Origin of the sequence: Arenibacter hampyeongensis, assembly GCF_002909255.1 — a bacterium.
Lineage (GTDB): Bacteria > Bacteroidota > Bacteroidia > Flavobacteriales > Flavobacteriaceae > Arenibacter > Arenibacter hampyeongensis.
In genome coordinates this window covers 67337-89737 of sequence record NZ_PIOB01000005.1, presented here as the reverse complement: position 1 = coordinate 89737, position 22401 = coordinate 67337, and the positions used below count along the sequence as shown (strand labels likewise).

The window sequence follows — 22401 nt, the reverse complement described above, 5'->3', positions numbered from 1 at the left end:
ATTAAATTAACTAAACAAGACAGGCTTGGCCGTAATAACCCGACTATTGCGATGAACCAATGTGCATATTTGAATTAGTTTAATTATTAGACGGGAACCGCTATGCACAACTACCTAAAAATAAGCTTGCTATTTTCTATCCGGCTAGGTAAGCAGTTTATGAAATTATAGGTGACACATCCCACCTTGTTGTACTTCGATCTATAGTGTCAAAAACTACTTATCCATAATTTCCTCTATTTTGTTTAGCAGGTCTACAGGGTCAAAAGGTTTAAAAATAAAACCGTTCATGCCACTTTCAATCATTTTGTCCTTCACCTCCTGAAATACCGAGGCCGATAACGCAAGGATAGGTACAGTGGTATTAAATTTTCTGATTTCCTTGGCGGCGGTATATCCATCCATTACAGGCATTTGAATATCCATCAAAAGAGCATGATAATCATTTTCACGCACTTTATTTACTGCGACCAGGCCATCATTCGCAACGTCTACAACTAGGTTGGCCTTCTCCAATATCTGTTTCCCAACCATAACGTTGATTTGATTATCTTCTACCAACAATACTTTTTTGCCCTTTAAATCGTGTACTTTTTTTTGGGTCATTTCATCCAACTCCTGGCTCGAGGCCAACTTCAATTCCAGATTGAAATAAAAGCAACTGCCGACTTCCATTTCACTTTCAACCTGTACTGTAGATTCCATGGCTTCAACTATACTCTTAACAATTGGCAAGCCAAGTCCGGTTCCGCCATATAAGCGGTTTGTACTGCTGGAGGCTTGGGTAAAGGCCTGCCATATCTTTTCTTGTTGATCTTCAGCTATTCCAATCCCAGTATCAATGATTTCCGTACGTATTTGTACGTTGCCATCAGTTTCTCCCTGTTTTACAATTTTCAAGGTCACGCTTCCTTTGTCTGTAAACTTAATGGCGTTGGTCACAAGATTATTGATTACCTGATTGAAACGTACAATATCCAACCAAACAATGGGAAGTTCGTCATCGATTTCCAGTTCAAAGGCAATACCCTTTCGCAAACAACTTGGCTCATGGATCTTTTTTATCTGCTTCACCGCTGCCAGGATATTAGTAGGAATTGGATCAAGCTCAATTTTTGTTGATTCCATTTTACTAAAATCCAAAACATTGTTAAGTAAATTCAGTAGTATTTTTCCGGAGTAGTTCAAGGCCTCTATATTCTGCTTTTGATCCTCCCGTGGATTGGAATCACCTAAAATATGTGAGAGGCCGGTAATCGCATTTAGCGGAGTCCTTATCTCATGGCTCATCATACTTAGAAACCTGGACTTGGCATTTGATGCCTCGATGGCCACTTCCCGCTGATTATGTATTTTAGAATAAAATCCAGCGTTTATAAATGAGAAATAAATCAATTGATAGGTTACCAAAAAAATGGTAGTAACAATGGAAATGGGATAAATATATTTTCCTGCCTGTTCGGCATCCATAGGGGTATCGGTAAAGAGCTTAAAATCCGTAAAATACAATAGAAACCAAAATAACATTGACAGTCCGGAAAAGATTGCTATAAAAGGTTTTTCCCGCCTAAAGGAAAACAATACAAAAGGCAATGCCATGGCAAACATCAATATAAATTCTACACTGCCGGCTTTTCCAATAAAAGATGCGGTTAGCGTAACACTTAAGTTAAATGCCACCATATATATAAAGCGGGCAATGGTCAGGTTTCCTTTTTTGGAAATAATAGCGGAAAGGATAAAAAGTGGTGCTGTTGCCCCAATATAATTGCTCAATTCCTGCATTTCCAGGATTCTGGCAAGAAAAAACCAAATTATTGTTATAACAGTAGTCACTAAGGAAAGGGTAAATACTAGCTTTACTCTTCTTTTAGAAAATTCGGACATAGTGGGGCTCGATTAATTTGCGGTAAATATAGGAAAATTCGTCTCTCTTTACCTTCCCCATAATGAAAAATGCCTTGAAAACATACTGTTTTCAAGGCATTTAGCGGTCCGGACGGGACTCGAACCCGCGACCCCCTGCGTGACAGGCAGGTATTCTAACCAACTGAACTACCGAACCGTGGCGTTTAGCGAGTGCAAATATACACTCCTTATTTAATTGCACAAACAATTTTCGAAAAATAATGAATGTTTCTACCTAAATTTTTGTCGCTCTACCAGAAAGGTGTTCATTATCAGAGAGAAACTATCCTTTACATCTACTTCCACATATTTAATTTTGTACTGGGCACATTTTAGTCGCAATTCATCAAAGTAGGACTTCACGGCCTTTTCATAGGCCTCTTTCACTGAATCGGCATAAAGATCAATATGGATACCCGTTTCCACATCCAAAAAGCGCTTAGGGGTATTTTCAAAATCAAATGAGAATTCTGTTTCCTTATCCAGGACATGAAAAAGAATTACTTCGTGTTTGTTGTATTTTAAATGCTGCAAGGCATTGAACAGTTTCTCGTCATCCTCCGAGGATTGAAACATATCCGTAAACAGTACTATTAAACTTCTTCGTTTAATTTTTTCCGCAATCTGGTGCAAATAGGTATAGGTTTTGGTCTGCTTTGCCGGCCTTGTATCCAGCCCAATCCCACTTAATTGGGCCAACAACATTTGATGGTGCCTTTCACTACTCTTCTCAGCGGAATAAAAATTATATTGGTCCGAGTAAACACTTAATCCAACTGCATCCCTCTGCTTCTTGAGAATATTCATCAAGGAAGCGATGGCTAGAACTCCAAAACCAATTTTATTAAGGTTTTCCAAGCTAAGGACACCTACCTCAGGATAATACATGGATGCGGAATTGTCCAAGATGATATGACAGCGTAAATTGGTCTCCTCTTCATAACGTTTGGTATACAACTTATCTGTCTTGGCGAATAACTTCCAATCTATATGTTTGGTACTTTCCCCATTATTATAAATTTTATGCTCGGCAAATTCCGCAGAAAATCCATGAAACGGACTCTTATGAATGCCACTAATAAATCCTTCCACCACCTGATTGGCCAACAATTCCAAGTTTTGGAACAAACTTGCCTTATGTAATTCCGATTGTAGCTCCATACTGCTAAGATAACGAAGAAATGGCCCGTTTGAAATATACAAATGTCAAAAATTGGAAGCCATATTAAATAAGCTATTATCAACTCATATTTTCAGAGGTTTCCAACATTTTCTTCATTGGAAATCGGGCATAAAAAAATCCCGCTCTTGGCGGGATTTTTTTATCATCTATATTCCCTATTCGGGATTCTGTGACCTATAGCAATGCATCTATGGCATCAGTGTACACCTTTTTAGGGGAAACTCCAACCTGTCTGTTCACTATTTCGCCATTCTTGAATACCAATACTGTAGGAATATTTCTTACTCCGTATTTAGCTGCAAATTCTTGATTGGCATCTACATCAACCTTACCAACAATGGCTTTGCCATCGTATTCGGTACTAACCTCATCGATGATAGGACCTACCATTCTACAAGGACCACACCATGCTGCCCAAAAATCCACTACTACCGGTTTATCACTTTTTAAAACTACCTCATCAAAAGTAGCATCTGTTATTTCTAATGCCATGTTTGTTTTTTTTAAATATTATACAAATTTAGACAATTATTTTGCCTTTTCCTTACTAACATTATATTCGTTTTGACTATGACTAAATCAATAAAACCTATTCTTTTTCGGTACATGGGGTTCCCAATCCAGACAACAGGCCTTTTATCTCCTAATTCAACTTGTAATGTACGTCTTTTTCATTAAGCTGAAGAAGCAGTTCACTTGATATTTGAATTTTTTGTTTTCTACAGGTCATGTTGACTTTAATCTGTTCCTCCATCTCGTATACCACAAAACTTAAAGGGTGGTTCCCCTGATGAGAAACCAAGGTATCCTTTAAATCTAAAATGCTTTCCTCCTTCAATTGGGATATATCCAACTTTATGGTAAGTTTTTTGGCAAAGGTTTCCATTACATCCTGCAACATCATGATCATATTAAACTGCATCCTGGGATCGCTCTTTTTACCAGTATCCCTGTTCACCCATCCTTCACGAACAAATACTTTAACATAGGCAAAAGAATTGATCATAAGGAAATGACGAAATTTTAAATATTCTTCCCCGAACATTCTAAATTCGAAAGTATCCGTATAATCTTCCATGGTGAACATGGCCCATCCTTTGCCATTTTTGGAAACCCGGTGCTGCACATCGGTAATTACCCCTGCAAAAGAAACTTCCCTATTTACTATGGTATCCAAATCATTTAAATTGGAAAGACTTGCATTACAGAAAGCCTTTATTTCCGAATTAAAATCGTCCAATGGGTGTCCGGAAATATAAATTCCGACCACTTCCTTTTCGCGGCGCAGTTTCTCCATAGTCCCCCATTCCTCACAGGGCGGTACTACGGGTTCAGGTATCTGCACATCACTGGCCTCACCAAATAAACTCACCTGTGAGGAATTTTCGTTCTCTTGAAATTTGGCCCCATATTTCATGGCCTTTTCCAAGAAGGTAATTCCATCCCCTTCATCATAAAAATATTGAGCCCTATGGGTATCCCCAAAAGAATCAAAACCTCCTGCCACTGCTAAATTTTCAAAGGCTTTTTTATTGGCAGCCCTCAGGTCTATACGCTTGGAAAGATCAAAAACAGATTTGTAAGGACCGTTTTCCTTTCTATTCCCCACTATGGTTTCAACTGCTCCACGACCAACCCCTTTTACGGCTCCCATACCAAAACGCACCGCTCCGGCATCATTCACCGCAAATTTGTAATAGGATTCATTTACATCTGGTCCCAAAACATCCAACCCCATTCGTTTACACTCCTCCATAAAGAAGGTAACCTGCTTTATGTCGTTCATGTTATTGGACAATACAGCCGCCATGTATTCCGCAGGGTAATGTGCTTTACAATATGCAGTCTGGTAAGCTATCCAAGCATAGCAGGTGGAGTGACTTTTATTAAATGCATAAGCAGCAAAGGCCTCCCAGTCTTTCCAAATTTTCTCTAATTTGTCTACCGCATGTCCTTTTTCCGAAGCCTGTTTTATAAACTGGGGTTTCATTTTATCCAGGACATACTTTTGCTTTTTACCCATCGCCTTTCGCAAAACGTCGGCCTCACCTTTAGTGAAATCCGCCAACTTCTGCGAAAGGAGCATCACCTGCTCCTGATACACGGTTATTCCGTATGTTTCCGCTAAATACTCTTCGCAGGCATCAAGGTCATAATTAATTTCTTCCGTACCATGTTTACGGGCTATGAAACTGGGTATGTACTCCATCGGACCTGGGCGGTACAAGGCGTTCATGGCAATCAGATCGGCAAAAACAGTGGGTTTTAGAGCCCGCATGTGTTTTTGCATCCCAGGAGATTCATATTGGAACACCCCAACAGTTTCCCCGCGCTGGAACAGCTCGTAGGTTTTTTCATCATCCAAAGGAAAATTCTCCGGATCCAATTCTACGCCGTGTTTGGCTTTTACAATTTTAACGGTATCCTTGATAAGGGTCAAGGTTTTTAACCCCAAGAAATCCATTTTTAGCAAGCCTGCACTTTCCACCACCGAGTTATCAAACTGGGTGCAATACATCTCGGAATCCTTAGCCAGGGCCACTGGAACGAACTTGGTAATATCATCTGGCGTAATGATCACCCCACATGCATGTATACCGGTGTTACGAACAGAACCCTCCAATATATAAGCCTGGTTCAAGGTTTCAGATTCCAAGCCTTCTCCTTCAGAAATAGCCAGCAACTCATTGATCTTAATAAGTTCCTCGCTATTGAATTTTTCCTTTAACGTTTTTTCATCAACCCCAATAATCTTTTTCAGCTTGGACATGTTGGGAATCAGCTTTGCCATTCGATCCGCATCTCCCAAAGGCAAATCTAAGGCACGCGCGGTATCCCGAATTGATGATTTTGCCGCCATAGTGCCATAGGTGATGATCTGGGCAACCTGATTGGCTCCGTATTTATTGATCACATAATCCATTACACGCCCACGGCCTTCGTCATCAAAATCAATATCGATATCGGGCATGGACACACGATCTGGATTTAGGAAACGCTCAAAAAGTAGGTCGTACTTAATAGGATCCAAATTGGTTATCCATAGACAGTAAGCAACGGCTGATCCCGCTGCAGATCCACGACCGGGGCCTACGGACACATCCATACTACGAGCTGCCCTAATAAAATCCTCAACAATCAAGAAATAGCCCGGATATCCGGTTTTCTCAATTACCTTAAGCTCAAAATCCAGCCGCTCATCAATTTCAGCTGTAATTTCTCCATATCTTTTTTTCGCTCCCTCATAGGTGATATGGCGCAGATATTTGTTCTCGCCTCGTTTGCCTCCATCAAGTTGATCTTCTTCGAACCTAAACTCCTCTGGAATGTCAAAAGCAGGCAATAACACATCACGGGCAAGGGTAAATGTCTCAACCTTATCTATAACTTCCTGAATATTGGTAATCGCCTCTGGAATATCCTTAAAAAGTTCCTTCATTTCATCTGAAGACTTAAAGTAATACTCCTGGTTGGGCAACCCATATCGGTAACCACGACCGCGACCTATAGGAGTGGCTTGTTTTTCTCCATCTTTTACACAGAGTAAAATATCGTGTGCATGTGCATTCTGCTTTTCCTGGTAATAGGTATTGTTGGTCGCAACTAATTTTACATTATGCTTTTGTGCAAACTGAATCAATACTTGGTTTACACGGTCTTCATCCTCCTGACCATGACGCATAATTTCCATATACAGGTCATCACCAAAAGTTTCCTTCCACCAAAGTAAGGCTTCCTCCGCCTGATTTTCCCCAACATTTAACACCTTACTCGGCACTTCACCGTAAAGGTTACCTGTTAATACAATAATACCTTCCTTGTACTGCTCAATCACCTTTTTATCAATACGGGGAACATAATACTTGCCATCTACAAAGGCAATGGATGACATTTTAGCCAAATTTAGATACCCGTCCTTATTTTTGGCCAGCATTACTATCTGATACCCGTTATCCTTTTGGGATTTATTGGTGTGATCTTCACAAACTTGAAATTCACAGCCTATAATCGGTGTAATCTCCACCTCCGGTTCCGGTAGTTCTTCCAATGCTTCTTGCCCCTCTTCCAGAGTTCCATTATTAGTGGCTTCATAGCGCCTTAAATTATCTTCATTTCTAGAAACAACTCCTTTGTTATGGTTTAGGACTCCGTTAACAAAATGAAAGGCACCCATCATATTGGCATGATCCGTCATCGCCACCGCTGGCATTTTAGCCTTTGCGGTTGCTGAAATCAAAGCAGGTATACTTATCGTAGACTGTAAAATGGAAAACTGTGTATGATTATGGAGATGGGCAAAGTTGGCCGTTGCCAAAGTGGCTAAATTCTCTTTGATTTCCTCCTTGGAAATTTCACCAGTATCCTTCTCCCAAAGGGCATCGGCTATTTTCTTGGACGCCTTCTTTAGGTTGATGTGCTTCAATCCTATTAGCTGGATCTCTAGGGGATTGGCCTCGGAGAAATTTTTAAAATAATCGGGCTTAACGTCCAATTGTTCTGCCGTGTATTGCTTTTTACGGATCAATTCCAAGAAACAACGCGTGGTTGCTTCCACATCGGCAGTAGCATTGTGCGCCTCCCCAAAAGGCTCTCCAAACAAATATTGATGAAGTTCCGTTAAGGTTGGCAATTTAAACTTACCGCCACGCCCTCCGGGAATCTGACATAATTGGGCAGTATGTTCGGTACAGGTGTCCAATACAGGCAATTCCTGTAACGAATTCCCAACTTCGTACCGATGAAATTCGGCCCCCATAATATTAAGGTCGAATCCCACATTCTGACCCACTACAAATTTTGTTTTTGAAAGTGCCGTGTTGAATTTTTCCAATACTTCACCTATTGGAATACCCTTTTGTTGGGCCAATTCTGTAGAAATACCATGAATTTGTTCCGCATCGTACGGAATATTAAATCCGTCCGGCTGTACCAAATAATCCTGACTTTCCACCAAATTACCCATGGAATCATGCAATTGCCAAGCTATTTGAATACACCGTGGCCAATTGTCGGTATCCGTATATGGCGCATCCCAGCGTTTGGGCAATCCAGTAGTTTCAGTGTCAAAAATCAGGTACATATTAAGTTTCCTCAGCGGTTAAAAAGTGGGTTAAAATTACAAAAATGACGGCCACTTATAAAGGGCGAGTTGTTAAGAGTTATTAACCTTGACCATAAGTATTATATTTGCAAAATATTTATTGCCCAATAATAGAAATAGCGTATATTTGCACCCGCTTAAACTTATAAAAGCGAAAAAGAATTAATAACCAAGGGTCGGGCACCCTACAAATTAATGTGATATGCCAGTTAGAATTAGATTACAAAGACACGGTAAAAAAGGAAAACCATTTTATTGGGTAGTAGCTGCGGATTCCCGTGCTAAAAGAGACGGTAAATATTTAGAAAAATTAGGTATTTACAACCCAAACACAAACCCTGCAACTATTGAATTGGATGTAGATGGTTCTGTAAAATGGTTACAGAATGGTGCACAGCCTTCTGAAACTGCAAAGAGAATTCTATCTTACAAAGGAGTACTTTTAAAGCACCATTTATTAGGTGGTTTACGTAAAGGTGCCCTGACCGAAGAGCAAGTTGAAGAAAAATTCAACGCTTGGTTGGAAGAAAAATCAAATATCGTTGGCTCTAAGGTAGATGGTCTTGCGAAAGCAGAAGCTGACGCCAGAGCTAAAGCTTTAAAAGCTGAGAAAGAGGTTAACGAAAAACGTATCGCCGCTGCTGTTGAAGCTGAGGCTCCTGCTGCTGAAGAAGTAATTGAAGAAGCTGCTCCTATAGTAGAAGAAGTTGCTGAAGTTGCTGAGGTGACTGAAGTGGCTGCACCAGAAGCAGCGACTGAAGAAACAGCTGCACCGGCTGAAGCTCCTGAAGAGACAAAAGAAAAAGAATAGCTAATTACAAACGATGACAAAGGAAGAATGTTTCTACCTCGGTAAAATCGTTTCTAAACATAGCTTTAAGGGTGAGGTACTCATTAAATTGGATACCGATGAACCCGAATTGTACGAAAAATTGGAATCAGTATTTGTTTCTCTTGGAAACAATCTGGTTCCTTTTTTTATTGAAAAAAGTCAACTTCACAAATCCAGTTTATTACGGGTGCGCTTTGAAGAGGTTGCCGATGAATCGGACGCAGATAAGGTAATGGGCTCCGAGATCTATCTTCCCCTAAAGTTTTTGCCAAAATTAAAAGGCAATAAGTTCTACTACCATGAAGTTATTGGTTTTACTATGGAAGATAAAGTCCATGGGAATATAGGAACAATTCAAAGTATTAACGACAGCACTTCCCAGGCCCTATTTGAGGTCGAAAAAGGCGATATACAATTACTTATACCCGTTAGGGATGAGATCATTGTTAAGGTGGATCGTGAAAACAACACCATTTTTGTTGATACCCCGGAAGGATTGGTCGATCTTTATTTGTCCTAAACAACTCCTTTTTTATTTTTTATAAAGCTGAGAAATGCAATGTAATTTTGCTTATCTTTCTTTATTGTATTCCAATTAATTGGCCCTAATCCCAAAACATTTTACCCGCTCCAACCAATGGACAAATGTGTGGGCAACCGGCAACAATTATAAGTATTGCAAACGAAAAGGAGGAAACTATTCAGTACTAATGAGATTATTTTATTGTTTAAAATGATTCATCCCAAAACAGAATTACAATTCATCAACAAGGAGGTTGGCTATGGCGTGGTAGCCACTGAATTTATTCCAGCCGGAACCATTACCTGGGTATTGGATAAGTTAGATCGAGAATTTAGCCCGACCGAACTTGAATCTTTGGAACCCCTCTACCAATCTATTTTGGATACCTATACCTTTAGGGACAATAAAGGGAGGTTTATATTGTGTTGGGACAATGCAAGATATGTCAACCACAGCTTTAATTCCAATTGCCTAACTACGGCCTACGATTTTGAAGTAGCTATCCGAGACATCCACGTTGGCGAACAACTCACGGACGATTATGGGTACCTAAACATTCCACAGCCTTTTAGAGGTATAGATGAGGGAACCAAACGAAAGGTTGTATATCCGGATGACCTTTTAAAATATTACAAAGTGTGGGACAAAAAGCTTGAGCTGGTATTTCCGAAAATTCCAAAATTGGAGCAACCTCTAAAACCCTTGTTTTCAGATAATCAATGGGGTATGATCACCTCCATTTCCGAAGGGAATAAAATGATGGATTCCATTAAGAACAATTATTACAAAGCACAATAAGAGGGCTAATCAACAGCCACTATTGTTGAGGTTAAAAATTTGGTTGGCACCAATCCTTTTTGAGGCCGTAACGATTAAAAATTTTATTTTAGCTTTATCAAAAACTAAAATAATGTTCAAAAATTTAACCGCTGTTCTCCTTACTCTTTTTTTGTTTTCCTGTGCCGAGAAGCAAAAAGAAACCAAACCAGAGATTCCACCGAACGTAATTTTAATTTTTACGGATGATCAAGGGTATCAGGATGTAGGTGTTTTTGGCTCCCCCAACATTGAAACCCCCCATTTGGACCAGATGGCAAAAGATGGGGTAAAACTCAGCAGTTTTTACTCCGCGCAACCCATTTGTTCCGCCTCCAGAGCCGGTATCTTAACCGGTTGCTACCCCAACCGAATTGGGATACACAACGCCCTGGGTCCTGGTAGCCCAACTGGTATAAATTCTTCTGAGATGACCTTGGCAGAAATGCTAAAAGCCATTGGATATACAACAGCAATTTTTGGAAAATGGCATCTGGGCGATAGTCCAGAATTCTTGCCCACGCGACATGGTTTTGATGAATTTTTTGGCATCCCCTACTCCAATGACATGTGGCCATACCACCCCCAACAGGGCACCGTTTTCAATTTTGGTCCACTTCCATTATATGAAAACGAAACGGTGCTGGACACGCTTACAGATCAATCCCAACTAACCACCCAAATAACGGAAAGGAGCGTAGATTTTATCAATAGAAATAAAAACAATCCTTTCTTCCTTTATGTGCCACATCCACAGCCACATGTACCCCTTTTTGTCTCCGATAAATTTAAAGGAAAATCCAAAAGAGGGCTATACGGTGATGTAATTATGGAAATCGACTGGTCCGTGGGTGAAATACTGGCTGCTTTAAAAAAGAATGGCCTGGAAGATAATACTTTGGTAATATTTACTTCGGACAATGGACCTTGGCTGTCCTATGGCAATCATGCCGGAAGTGCGTTACCATTTAGGGAAGGCAAAGGTACGGCTTGGGAAGGTGCACAGCGAGAGCCTTTTATTATGCAATACCCTAAAAAGTTAACATCTGGAAAAACTATAGACGTACCAGTAATGGCTATAGATATTTTACCTACCATTGCAGAAATAACCGGTGCCCGACTGCCAAATCTGACTATCGACGGCAAAAGCGCTTGGTCCGTTTTTACAGGGGAAAGAGAAGAGAGTCCACAAGAAGCTTATTTCTTTTACTATAGGATAAACGAACTTATGGGAGTGCGTTATGGCAAATGGAAAATGTACTTTCCACATACCTATAGGACCATGGACGGCCAAGAACCTGGGATGGATGGACTCCCTGGGGAATACAGAATGATAGAAATGGAAGAAATAGAACTTTATGATGTTACAACGGACATAAGCGAAACCAACAATGTAGCAGCGGATTTCCCAGAAGTGGTAGATAAGATTAAGGTCCTTGCGAACGACATGCGCCACGAATTAGGCGATTCACTACTGGATCTGGAAGGCACCAACAACAGGGAGGCAGGCAAAGTAGATTAAAAAAATCCGTCTTCCAACAACGTAATAAAATTCCAAAACACCAGCATTTTTATGAACAAGCCCTTCCAATTTAAACTATTCCAAATTCATCAGGATCGCTGCGCCATGAAAATTGGAACCGATGGAGTTTTGTTGGGTGCTTGGACTTCCTTACAGCAGCAACCGCAATCTATTTTGGATATAGGCGCTGGAACTGGGCTTATTGCCTTGATGTTGGCACAAAGAAGTAATTCCGATGTAATTGACGCTGTGGAGATCAATGAGGATGCCTATGAGCAATGCGTTGACAATTTTGAAAGCTCCGACTGGGCCGATCGCCTATTCTGTTACCACGCCTCCCTGGATGAGTTTGTTGATGAAATGGATGCTAATTACGATCTTATTGTTTCCAACCCACCATTCTATTCAGAAAAAGTATCAAGTGGAGATGAAAATCGGGATAGGGCAAGACAGAATCAATCCCTCCCTTTTGGGGAACTTTTGAACAGCGTTGCCAAACTAATGTCCAAAAATGGGACATTCTCAACCATTGTCCCATATAAGGAAGAACAAGATTTTTTGGAAATAGCCCAAAAGCTAGACCTTTTCCCAAAAAGGATAACAAGGGTAAAAGGAAATCCGGAATCAGAAATAAAGCGCAGTTTAATTGAATTCCAATTTGGAAATATATTGGTGGGCACCAACGACCTGACAATAGAATTGGAGCGACACAAATACACCCAGAAATACATTGATCTTACCAAGGATTTTTATTTAAAAATGTAACAACTGTACTTTCTTGTGTTATATTTTTAAACAAATCCTTTAATTGTTTATTTTTGATTTTAAAATTGATTCTATGCGACCCGATTTATTTGAAGCCCCTGATTATTACAATTTAGACGACCTTTTATCAGAAGAACATAAATTGGTTCGCGATGCAGCCAGGCAGTGGGTAAAGCGCGATATATCCCCTATCATAGAAGAATATGCCCAAAAAGCAGAATTCCCTAAGCAAATTATTAAGGGTTTATCGGAAATTGGCGCTTTTGGACCCTATATCCCTGAAGAATATGGCGGAGCCGGATTGGACCAGATAAGTTATGGACTCATTATGCAGGAAATAGAACGCGGTGACAGCGGGGTACGATCAACTGCCTCGGTACAATCTTCTTTAGTAATGTATCCTATTTTCACCTATGGAAACGAAGATCAGCGAAAAAAATACTTGCCTAAACTTGCCTCTGGGGAATTTATGGGATGTTTTGGGTTAACCGAGCCCAATCACGGTTCCAACCCAAGTGGTATGGAAACCCGATTTAAAGATATGGGAGATCATTTCCTTCTAAATGGGGCAAAACTATGGATATCCAATTCTCCATTTGCCGACATCGCCGTGGTGTGGGCAAAAAATGAGGAGGGACGTATACACGGGCTTATTGTAGAGAGAGGCATGGCAGGTTTTACCACACCCGAGACCCATAATAAATGGTCGTTGCGTGCGTCAGCTACTGGAGAATTAATTTTTGATAATGTTAAAGTTCCCAAAGAAAATCTGTTGGCCGGAAAAAGTGGACTAGGTGCACCTTTGGGTTGTTTGGATTCTGCCCGTTATGGGATTGCATGGGGTGCCATTGGTGCAGCGATGGATTGTTATGACACCGCTTTGAGGTACGCCAAAGAACGCATACAATTTGGTAAACCTATTGCTGCTTACCAGCTCCAACAAAAAAAATTGGCAGAGATGATTACAGAAATCACCAAAGCGCAATTGTTGGCCTTCAGATTGGGTCAATTAAAAAATGAAGGTAGGGCCACTACAGCCCAAATTTCAATGGCCAAACGCAATAATGTGGACATGGCCATAAAGATAGCCCGTGAAGCCAGACAGATTTTAGGAGGTATGGGTATTACAGGGGAGTATAGCATAATGCGCCATATGATGAATCTAGAAAGCGTTATTACCTATGAGGGCACACACGATATTCACCTATTGATTACAGGGGCGGATATTACAGGACTTCCTGCTTTTCAATAAGTAGCCGTACCCCTTCCCTTTTAACCAAAAAAATATAAAAAACCAGACAAGAATTCCTTGGTCTGGTTTTTTAATTCATTTCTCCGTACTACTGCCAACAAGACCAATACATAGATAGTTTGTTCCAAAATCGTGAAATGAAAAAGTCAAAATCATGGTATAATCCCATAAATAATTAAACTAAGGAATTAGGGAATTCTGTTCTAGCCCGATTTATTTTTTTTAAAATCATATTTTAAGTATATTAACCCGAGAAATAGATAATATTTACCTATATATGTTGATTTATTAACAATGAGGCAACTTTAGATCCTTAGCTTTTAAGTTCCTTGCACCAGTTTTAGAACCTGGACAACCCTCTCCCTAATGACCAATGCAGATCGCAATACCGTAGTTTTAGTTGGACAACTCATCGCAGGAGAAGGGAAAGCTTTTGAACAGGTGATGGAAACTTACTACAAAAAACTCTTGATCTACGCCTATAGCTTTACCAATGATTACCCACAGGCCCAGGATATAGTTCAAAACGTATTTTTACGATTATGGGAACGCAGACAAAATATAAATATCAGGGAATCCTTTCAAGGTCTTTTGTACAAATCGGTTTACAATGAATTTATTGATAATATCAGAAAAAATAAACCGACCACTTCATTGGATGAAGCATATTGGAATGCGGTAAATATTGCGGTGGACGACGCCAACAATCAACTTCTAGAGGAAAAAATAAGCCTCGTAAAAAGGGAAGTGGAGCAATTACCCGCCAAATGTAAGCAGGTTTTTTTATTGAGCAAACAAGATGGCCTTACCAACTCTGAGATAGCTGCCTATTTAAATATTTCCGTTAAAGCGGTAGAAGGTCAAATTACGAATGCATACAACATAATTAGAAAAGGAACGGAGGTCAAATTAAAGAAATTGGTCCTGATGTTCCTGTCTATGGTTAAATTGGCCTAATCCAAGGTCAATTCTACTTCTCCCACTCACTTTAAGGAAGATTGCAACCTATCTTAAGGATGCATCCGCACCAAGATTAATTTAGTGATCCAATAGACATTACCATCAACAAGAATATTTCACAAAAAACCAGACCTGCAAGCGCACGGCATACAGGTCTGGAAAAATATCTCAAAAGACTTGGCTTTAGATTATTGCAATAACCACATTAAGGACCATGGATCATTGACTGCAGGCTGCAATCTGCCAGTAGCTTGGGTTAGATTAACTTCATTAAAGGGATCCGACAAGATTTGTCTTTTAGGTATATCTTGACCTTTTGCACCCTGAATAACATTCTTTTCCAATTCTGGCAAGCCTGTCCTTCTCCAGTCAAACCATGCTTCAGCTGTCAGCCAGCCTGCAATCCACTTTTGATGCATTATGGGTTCCATTTTGTCTGCTGCATTGGTGTAAATTGATTGGGCATTGGCCATATAAGCAGCCTTATCAAAATCGACCAGAGAATTGCTGCCTTCATCATATATCGCGGAGCTGGCACCGTCAGCAATTTGCCAGCGATCAAAAGATAGTTCAATTCCGTTAAGGTAGTAATCCATTGGGTTACCGCCGATCCAACCTCGTTCGCTCGCTTCCGCCAAAATAAATTGGGTTTCGCCGCTGCTCATAAACATAGTAGCCGACAATTCATTCGCATTTTCGGAATATATATTGGTTAGATAAGAGATATGTGGATTGGATGAATCTCCCAAATATATATCTGGATCCAGCGCTGTAATACCGGAACGTACATCGGTAACCGTATTTCCCATATTATAGTCATTGGGTGCACTTAGCGCAACCCCAAGTCCAACGAACAAGGAAGTATTAACATCATTGGTCAAATCTGAATCGGCATTTCTTCCAGCAATATCTACCGTAGTGTTTCGCCTTACCCTACCATCAACCAACTCTACTCCATCAGTAGCACCTGGAAAAATTTGAACATCTACCGGTCTTATCCAAGTCGTTAATCTTGGGTCTTTCAATTCGATAAGATCTTTCACAATAGTAGCAGAAGGTTTTCTTCTATAGAATTCCGATCGAAAAGTATACGAAAGTGGCCCCCCGGGAAAGCTGTTGTCAGAAGCAGAGCCTACCCATTTTACCGCAGCATTATCACCAATATCCGTCATAATAGGGTTTTCAGTAGGATTGTTGACTATAGACGCTATCTCTGCCGAAGGATCCAAGCCTGTAAGTGTTTTTTCAGATAAACGCATACAATATCTCAAACGCAATGAATTGGCAAATTTTCGCCACTTTTGACCGTCACCTTGAAATACTACGTCTGCGCTAGATGCAATACCGATGGTACCAACACCTTTTAGCATATCATTTGCTGTTGAAAGGTCTGATAATATGCCCAAGAAAACATCCTCTTGCGCATCGTATTTCGGCGCAAAGGCATCACCTCTATCCTCGCCTTTTATGGCTTCTGAGTATGGGATATCACCAAATGTTGAAGTCAAAAAACCATAAGTATATGACTTCATAATAAGGGATACCGCCTGGTAATACTTTTGTTCATCACCTTCCTTCTCCGTTTCCGCACGGTCATATATATATTGACTATTGGTTAAGATTGGGAAGAAACTATTAAAATTTTTGGTATCCCAAACAAAATAGAAGCTATAGAAGTCAACATTATCCCGTTGAAGATATTGGCTGCCAGCACTTACCTCTCTTGCTTTGTAATTGGTTTCTGCCTCATTTTTAGCTGTAGAGGTTAGCACATTCGTTAGAACAAATCTAATGTCGATCTTACTCTCCGGTAGGGTATTGGAGCTAATATTGGTCTCGTCCAGCGAATCACTACAAGAGCACACGACAAGCATACTCATTGATAGAATGGACCATCTTAAAGTTTTATATATCTTTTTCATTTTTTATCTATTTAAAATGTCAAATTAATTGTAAATCCTACGGGAGCAACCCATGGGAGGGCGTTCCATTTCTCTTTTCCTATATCGTAAGAACCGTTATTTTGATAATAGGCAAGTTCAGGATCTATGCCAATATCAGCTGCATTCCATATCATAATATTCTTTGTAAAAACAGAGAATGAAACCTTTTGGGCCGAAATTTTTGAGGCAAATTTTTGAGGCATGTCATAGGTAAACGTAATATTCCTTAACTTAATAAAAGAAAGATCATACATAAAGGATGATCCCACATCCCATAATCCACCACCCGGTTCCACGACTTTATAAGCATCGAACAACCTTGTTCCAGGACCACCAAAGTTCTCGGTATAAGTGCCATCGCTATTTTTCACTACCCCAGGCCAAAAAGAACCATTGTCAAATCCGTTATAAGGAAAACCACCCGTTTGTGCATCTCTTCCCCCCACCCAAACATTATCAGCTTGGTATTTGGTAGGATTGGATTTAATTTCATTAGCAAGAGCAGTTCCATCACCATTAAAAGAATTGGAACCTAAAATTCCGCTAAAAGTACCGGCATCACCTTGCCATTTATCAACCCAACCAGAACGTGATGTTCTCTTCATGGTTTCGGAGTAGAAATTACCACCTTGTCGCCAATCAAGATTGGCGGATAAAGTGAAATTCTTATACTTAAAAGAAGTGTTCATACCCACGTTAAAATCATTTGTACTCTTACCTACCTTGGGTTTTAGTGCGTTGTCTGTTTGAAATGTTAAGCCCCCATTATTATTGAGTATGGGCCAGCCCTCGTATTCGCCTGATTCAACTCTTAACACGCTGGTTGAATATAGGTCGCCAATAATACCGCCAACAAAGGTCTGCTGTGTTAAGCTTCCCGCGTTACCTACACCAATTCTATCAATACCTTCCACTAATTCTACCAATCTACTTTCCTGTTTGGTAAAATTAAAACCTAAATTCCATTCGAAATTAGCCGTACGTACTGGCACCGAATTCAAAGCCAATTCTATTCCAGTGTTCTCAACATTACCAGCATTAATCGTTGCACTACTAAAACCAGACATTGGCGATGTTGTTACCCCAATAATTTGGTTCCTATTTTGTGTCTTATACCAAGTTCCTTCAAATCCAAGACGATTATTAAAGAAACCTAAATCGGCTCCAACTTCATAGGAAGTGGCTACTTCTGGTTTAAGCGCAGTGTTCGGCAAACTCCCGGGCACGGAGTATTGAATATCGTTACCCCAAAAAGTTTGATTCAATATTGGATTTATTGAATACGGATCGGTATCCTTTCCAACTTCTGCCCAACCCGTTCTAAGTTTGACCAAGGATACCCAACTCGGCATCTGAGTCATTTCTGAAATCAACATACTTAGCGAGGCCGACGGATAGAAATAAGATCTATTTTCTTTTGGTAGTGTACTCGACCAATCGTTACGTGCCGTTAAATCTAGGTAAACCATTTCCTTAAAACTTAAGGATGCCAATCCGTACAGACTGTAAATTTCCTTTTCGAATACGCCTGAATTATAACCCAGCCCCGGCCTGGCTACATTGGACAGGGTATATAAGGCCGGTAATGTAAGAACGTCACCACCTCCATAAAGGCTTGTATTTCTGCTATTCAAATAGTTTCCACCAACAGAAGGGTTAATTCTAAAGTCACCTACTTTTTTATCATAAGAGAATAAGAAATCTACATTGGACTCTCTTTCATCGAGCTTCGTTTGTTCGTACGCCCCAAAAGGTTTTACAGCAGAACTACCAAATCCGTCATAAGACCAAGGATAAATTGACTCAATTTTTTCATTATTAGCACTAAATGATACTCGGCCCATAGCTGTTAAACCAGGCAAAATATCGATATCCAGTCGCACATTTCCAAAGCCTCGAATTTGATCTAAGGTTCTGTCTCTTTCATAGGCAGAGAACCACGGATTATTAGGAAGAGCTCCAGCCCTTCTTTGTTGCGAACCCTCCACTTCCCAATAATCTTTAAGGTCATTAATATTCACATGCGGTGCGTTCGCAAAAATATCCATATATATATCATCACTTCCGTTGTTCGTTAATGGTAAATTATCTGATGTAGGTTTAGAAATAGTAATATTGGTAGTGAGTTTTACCTTGTCGGTTATCTTATAGCTAGTCGCCAACGAAAATCCAAGTCTTTTCAACTCCATTCCAGGGGTAATTCCGTCACTTTTCATGTGGTTAATGGAAAAATTAAAACTACCACGGTCATAATTGCCACTTATACTGGCATCCGTTTGGGTCGATAGCCCTGTTTGAAAGAAATCTTGTAAACTATTATCATACATTACTAAAGGTTGGGCTTGCCCATTGGTATTCCATTGCACTGCTTCAACACCTGCTCTTGGACCATACCAATACTGCCAAGACGATTCGTTGAACTGACCCTTTTGACCTGTAGTAAAGGTATTCTGTAACTCAAAATAATTATAGGGTACACTAAGAGTGGTACTCTGTGTGAACGAAACTCCGATGCCTTTTTTAGCGCCCTCACCAGATTTAGTAGTAATAAGAATTACCCCGTTACCAGCTCTTGAACCATACAGAGCAGCAGCGCTCGCTCCTTTTAGTACCGAAATACTGGCTATATCCAAAGAGCTTATATCGCGCATAGCGTCAGTATTACCCACAGGTGAGCCATCAATAACAAGCAGGGGCTCGTTGTTACTTGTCAAAGAGGTCTGACCTCTAATAATCACATTCATTTTAGCATTAATGTCACCCCCCATTTCGTTTATTTGCACTCCAGACATTTTACCAGATAGGCCGCTCAATACATTTGTATTGGGCTGCTGATTTAAGGCTTCAGCTTCGACTACGGCTACGGCATAGCCCAAAGCCTTTTTTTCCCGTTTCATACCCAAAGCCGTAACCACGACCTCGTCCATTTTTTCAGCGGCGTAATCCAGTAAAACCTCCAAAGAAGTTTGATTACCCACTACCACCTCCTTGGTTTCCATACCAATGTAGGAAACAACAAGAACGGCCTGTGCATTGGGAACAGCAATAGTGAAGTTTCCGTCAAAATCTGACACCACCCCTTTGGAAGTTCCTTTTAAAACAATGTTTGCTCCTGGCAACACCTCTCCGTCAACATCTTTTACAGTTCCGGATATTTCAATTTGTTGCGCAGTAATTTCTAAGGCTCCAAAGTCGTTACTAATGATATTAGGTCCAAAAAGTATGTACTCGCTATTTTCATACGTGTGTGCACTAATATTGAAAAGAGCACCGTAGATCAGCAAGATAGAAAGCTTAATTTTTAAATTGTTTTTAGGAGGGCAGGACCGCCTACTCCTAACATTAAGAAGGTTTTTCATAATTTAGTGTGATTATTTGATGGGTATTTATTTACTCTTTATCGGAAGGTGTTCGCGCATCTTCCAATTATAATGTGTTGGTTTTCATTTGGTTTATTTCATATTTTTTTCGGTTTATAGTTTGGTCTTAATATTATTTTAGGCATTCGGAATTTCGGCAATAGCTTGGTTGAAGTTTTAAAAATAATTTATGTTTGTTCGCCTTACACACTACCCAATTTCCGATACAATGTCCAATCTTTTAGATCAAAATAGCTTTAACGATTAAGCCTATTGGCATTAAATTATCGTCAAGTCCGCTCCCAATCTAAAACAAATTCGCTTTATCGATTAAGCAATAGTAACAATTTATTTTTACTTTATTCAAAATTTTACCCTAAAAAAATTATGGGTTCCTAAAAAAATTACATATTTAGGTCAGAAATACCTCAAAACAAACCAGGCCTGGATGCAATTAGCAACCAAGCCTGGGTAAAATATTGTTAAAAAATCTTTACTATTGCAATAGCCACATTTTAGACCACTGATCATTTTCAGCAGGTTGCAATTTACCTATGGCTTGCAACAAATTCTCTTCATTAAAAGGATCGTCTATCCCAAATCTGAGTGGAGTTGCTTGCCCTTTAGCTCCAGAAATAATGTTGACGTTTAAATTCGGAAGTCCTGTTCTACGCCAATCGAACCATGATTCTGGAGTGAACCATTGAGAAATCCATTTTTGGTGCATAATAGGCACCATTTTATCTGTAGCATCATTAAAAATCTGACCCGCTTGTGCCATATACACTCCTTGATCAAAAACAATAAGGGTGTTGTTCGCTTTATCATACACCGCCGATGCATCTCCGTCAGAAATTCCATACTGCGCCATTGATAATTGAATACCACTATTGTAATACCCTAAGGCGCTATTAGGTATCCAACCACGGACACTAGCCTCAGCCAAAATAAATTGTACCTCAGCGGCATTCATTAATACTGCCTTTACCATTGGATTCGCATCCTCCGCATACATTTCTGATAAATACGAAGCATGAGGGTTAGATGCAGCAGCCAGATAGACGCTCCCATCTAGAGACGCTACCACTTCATTAACATTGATACCATCCGTTAATTTTGGAAATTGGTTTGGATCTGTTAAAGCAACTGGCAAACCAACAAAAAGAGAGGTATTCAAATCATTCTCCTTATCAGCATCATTATTCCTAGCATCTACATCTTCCGTAGTATAACGTATTAATGCTCCATTTTCTTCTACTATTTCATTGGTAGCCCCCTCCATAAGTTGCACATCTACTGGTCGCACCCAAGCGGTAAGTCTTGGATCGCCCAAAGCCGTTAAATCATCAACAATAGTAGCTGATGGTTTCCTACGATAAAACTCAGAACGATTACTACTTCTTAATGGGCCTCCGTACCAACTGTTGTCGCTATTGGTACCTACAAATCCGATAGCGGCATTGTCACCATTATTTACCATTATAGGATATTCAGCACTATTTCCAACTATAGCCGAAATTTCCGCAGCTGGATTAATATCGGTACCTCCCTTTTCTGATAAGCGCATATAAAACCTAAGACGCAAGGAATTTGCAAGTTTTTGCCACTTTAAGGCATCTCCATGGTATATAATGTCTGCATCAGAAACTTCTTGAATGACCCCGGCTCCCTTTAGAAGTGAGTTTGCCTCGGCCAAATCGTTTATTATTCCCTTAAAAATGGCTTGTTGATTATCATATTCCGGTTTAAAAAATTCGTCCCCTCCATTTTCTGCCTGTAGGGCTTTCGCATAAGGCAAATCACCAAAAGCAGATGTCAAATAACCAAACCAATAGGATTTCATGATTAAAGCAACTCCCTGATAGTAATCTTTCACCTTCCCTGTCTTTTCTTCCCCTGCACGATTATAAATATATTGGCTATCTTTTAAAGGCTCATAGAAAGAGGCAAAACTTTTGGGCCCCCAGTCATAGTTATTCTCCTCAAAACTTGTAAAATCTCGCTGCAAATATTGAGTAGCCGCTGATAATTCACCGCCACTAATAGTAATATCTGAAGAAATTGAAGCAGATTGAGCGAAAACACCTGTCAGCACAAATTTAATATCTATCTCTGTGTCTGGTAAACTATTTGGGCTCACATTTATCTCCTCCAGAGATTCGGAGCACGATGTTGCGAAAAGTACTACCATTGGCAGTAACAGTGCAATTATTTTATTCTTTATTCTAGTCATTTTT

General features: G+C 39.9%; 14 protein-coding genes and 1 tRNA gene. 7 read left to right on the top strand and 8 right to left on the bottom strand.

Annotation, left to right across the window (positions count from 1 at the left end):
• Window positions 1-216 precede the first annotated feature (216 nt).
• The 5 genes from CWD91_RS13645 to dnaE all read right to left on the bottom strand — a co-directional run bounded on the left by CWD91_RS13645 (window position 217) and on the right by dnaE (window position 8171).
• Entirely contained in the window at window positions 217-1887 is a 1671-nt protein-coding gene (locus CWD91_RS13645; RefSeq protein ID WP_239985779.1) for an ATP-binding protein, read from the bottom strand.
• A 104-nt stretch (window positions 1888-1991) separates the two neighbouring features.
• Window positions 1992-2065: transfer RNA gene (locus CWD91_RS13640), tRNA-Asp, on the bottom strand.
• A 74-nt stretch (window positions 2066-2139) separates the two neighbouring features.
• Complete coding sequence (locus tag CWD91_RS13635) at window positions 2140-3069, bottom strand: DUF58 domain-containing protein (RefSeq protein WP_103441522.1); 930 nt, start codon at window positions 3067-3069, stop codon at window positions 2140-2142.
• 196 nt (window positions 3070-3265) lie between these two features.
• Window positions 3266-3583: a thioredoxin gene (gene trxA / locus CWD91_RS13630; RefSeq protein WP_103441521.1), complete on the bottom strand. Its 318-nt coding sequence runs from the start codon at window positions 3581-3583 to the stop codon at window positions 3266-3268.
• Between the two features lie 151 nt (window positions 3584-3734).
• Window positions 3735-8171 (bottom strand): DNA polymerase III subunit alpha, encoded by a 4437-nt coding sequence (dnaE, locus tag CWD91_RS13625; protein ID WP_103441520.1) that lies wholly within the window; start codon window positions 8169-8171, stop codon window positions 3735-3737.
• Window positions 8172-8394: 223 nt separating this feature from the next.
• Between dnaE and CWD91_RS13620 the strand changes: the two genes are divergently transcribed.
• The 7 genes from CWD91_RS13620 (at window position 8395) to CWD91_RS13590 (ending at window position 14859) form a co-directional block, all read left to right on the top strand.
• Window positions 8395-9003, top strand: coding sequence for a 30S ribosomal protein S16 (locus CWD91_RS13620; RefSeq protein ID WP_103441519.1), 609 nt, complete (start codon window positions 8395-8397; stop codon window positions 9001-9003).
• Window positions 9004-9016: 13 nt separating this feature from the next.
• Window positions 9017-9544: a ribosome maturation factor RimM gene (gene rimM, locus CWD91_RS13615; RefSeq protein WP_103441518.1), complete on the top strand. Its 528-nt coding sequence runs from the start codon at window positions 9017-9019 to the stop codon at window positions 9542-9544.
• 213 nt (window positions 9545-9757) lie between these two features.
• Complete coding sequence (locus tag CWD91_RS13610) at window positions 9758-10345, top strand: SET domain-containing protein (protein ID WP_103441517.1); 588 nt, start codon at window positions 9758-9760, stop codon at window positions 10343-10345.
• Between the two features lie 112 nt (window positions 10346-10457).
• On the top strand, window positions 10458-11885 hold the full coding sequence (locus CWD91_RS13605; RefSeq protein WP_103441741.1) for a sulfatase family protein: 1428 nt from the start codon (window positions 10458-10460) through the stop codon (window positions 11883-11885).
• 51 nt (window positions 11886-11936) lie between these two features.
• Window positions 11937-12650: a tRNA1(Val) (adenine(37)-N6)-methyltransferase gene (locus CWD91_RS13600; protein WP_103441516.1), complete on the top strand. Its 714-nt coding sequence runs from the start codon at window positions 11937-11939 to the stop codon at window positions 12648-12650.
• 73 nt (window positions 12651-12723) lie between these two features.
• Complete coding sequence (locus CWD91_RS13595) at window positions 12724-13902, top strand: acyl-CoA dehydrogenase family protein (RefSeq protein ID WP_103441515.1); 1179 nt, start codon at window positions 12724-12726, stop codon at window positions 13900-13902.
• Window positions 13903-14268: 366 nt separating this feature from the next.
• Window positions 14269-14859: an RNA polymerase sigma factor gene (locus tag CWD91_RS13590; protein WP_103441514.1), complete on the top strand. Its 591-nt coding sequence runs from the start codon at window positions 14269-14271 to the stop codon at window positions 14857-14859.
• Window positions 14860-15050: 191 nt separating this feature from the next.
• On the opposite strand, the gene CWD91_RS13585 is transcribed toward CWD91_RS13590, so the two are convergent.
• The 3 genes from CWD91_RS13585 to CWD91_RS13575 all read right to left on the bottom strand — a co-directional run bounded on the left by CWD91_RS13585 (window position 15051) and on the right by CWD91_RS13575 (window position 22397).
• On the bottom strand, window positions 15051-16784 hold the full coding sequence (locus CWD91_RS13585) for a SusD/RagB family nutrient-binding outer membrane lipoprotein (RefSeq protein ID WP_103441513.1): 1734 nt from the start codon (window positions 16782-16784) through the stop codon (window positions 15051-15053).
• An 11-nt stretch (window positions 16785-16795) separates the two neighbouring features.
• The gene (locus CWD91_RS13580; protein WP_103441512.1) at window positions 16796-20164 is read right to left on the bottom strand and encodes a SusC/RagA family TonB-linked outer membrane protein; all 3369 of its coding nucleotides are present in this window, start codon (window positions 20162-20164) and stop codon (window positions 16796-16798) included.
• Between the two features lie 496 nt (window positions 20165-20660).
• A complete protein-coding gene (locus tag CWD91_RS13575; protein WP_103441511.1) occupies window positions 20661-22397 on the bottom strand; it encodes a SusD/RagB family nutrient-binding outer membrane lipoprotein in 1737 nt (578 codons plus the stop codon).
• Window positions 22398-22401: the final 4 nt, after the last annotated feature.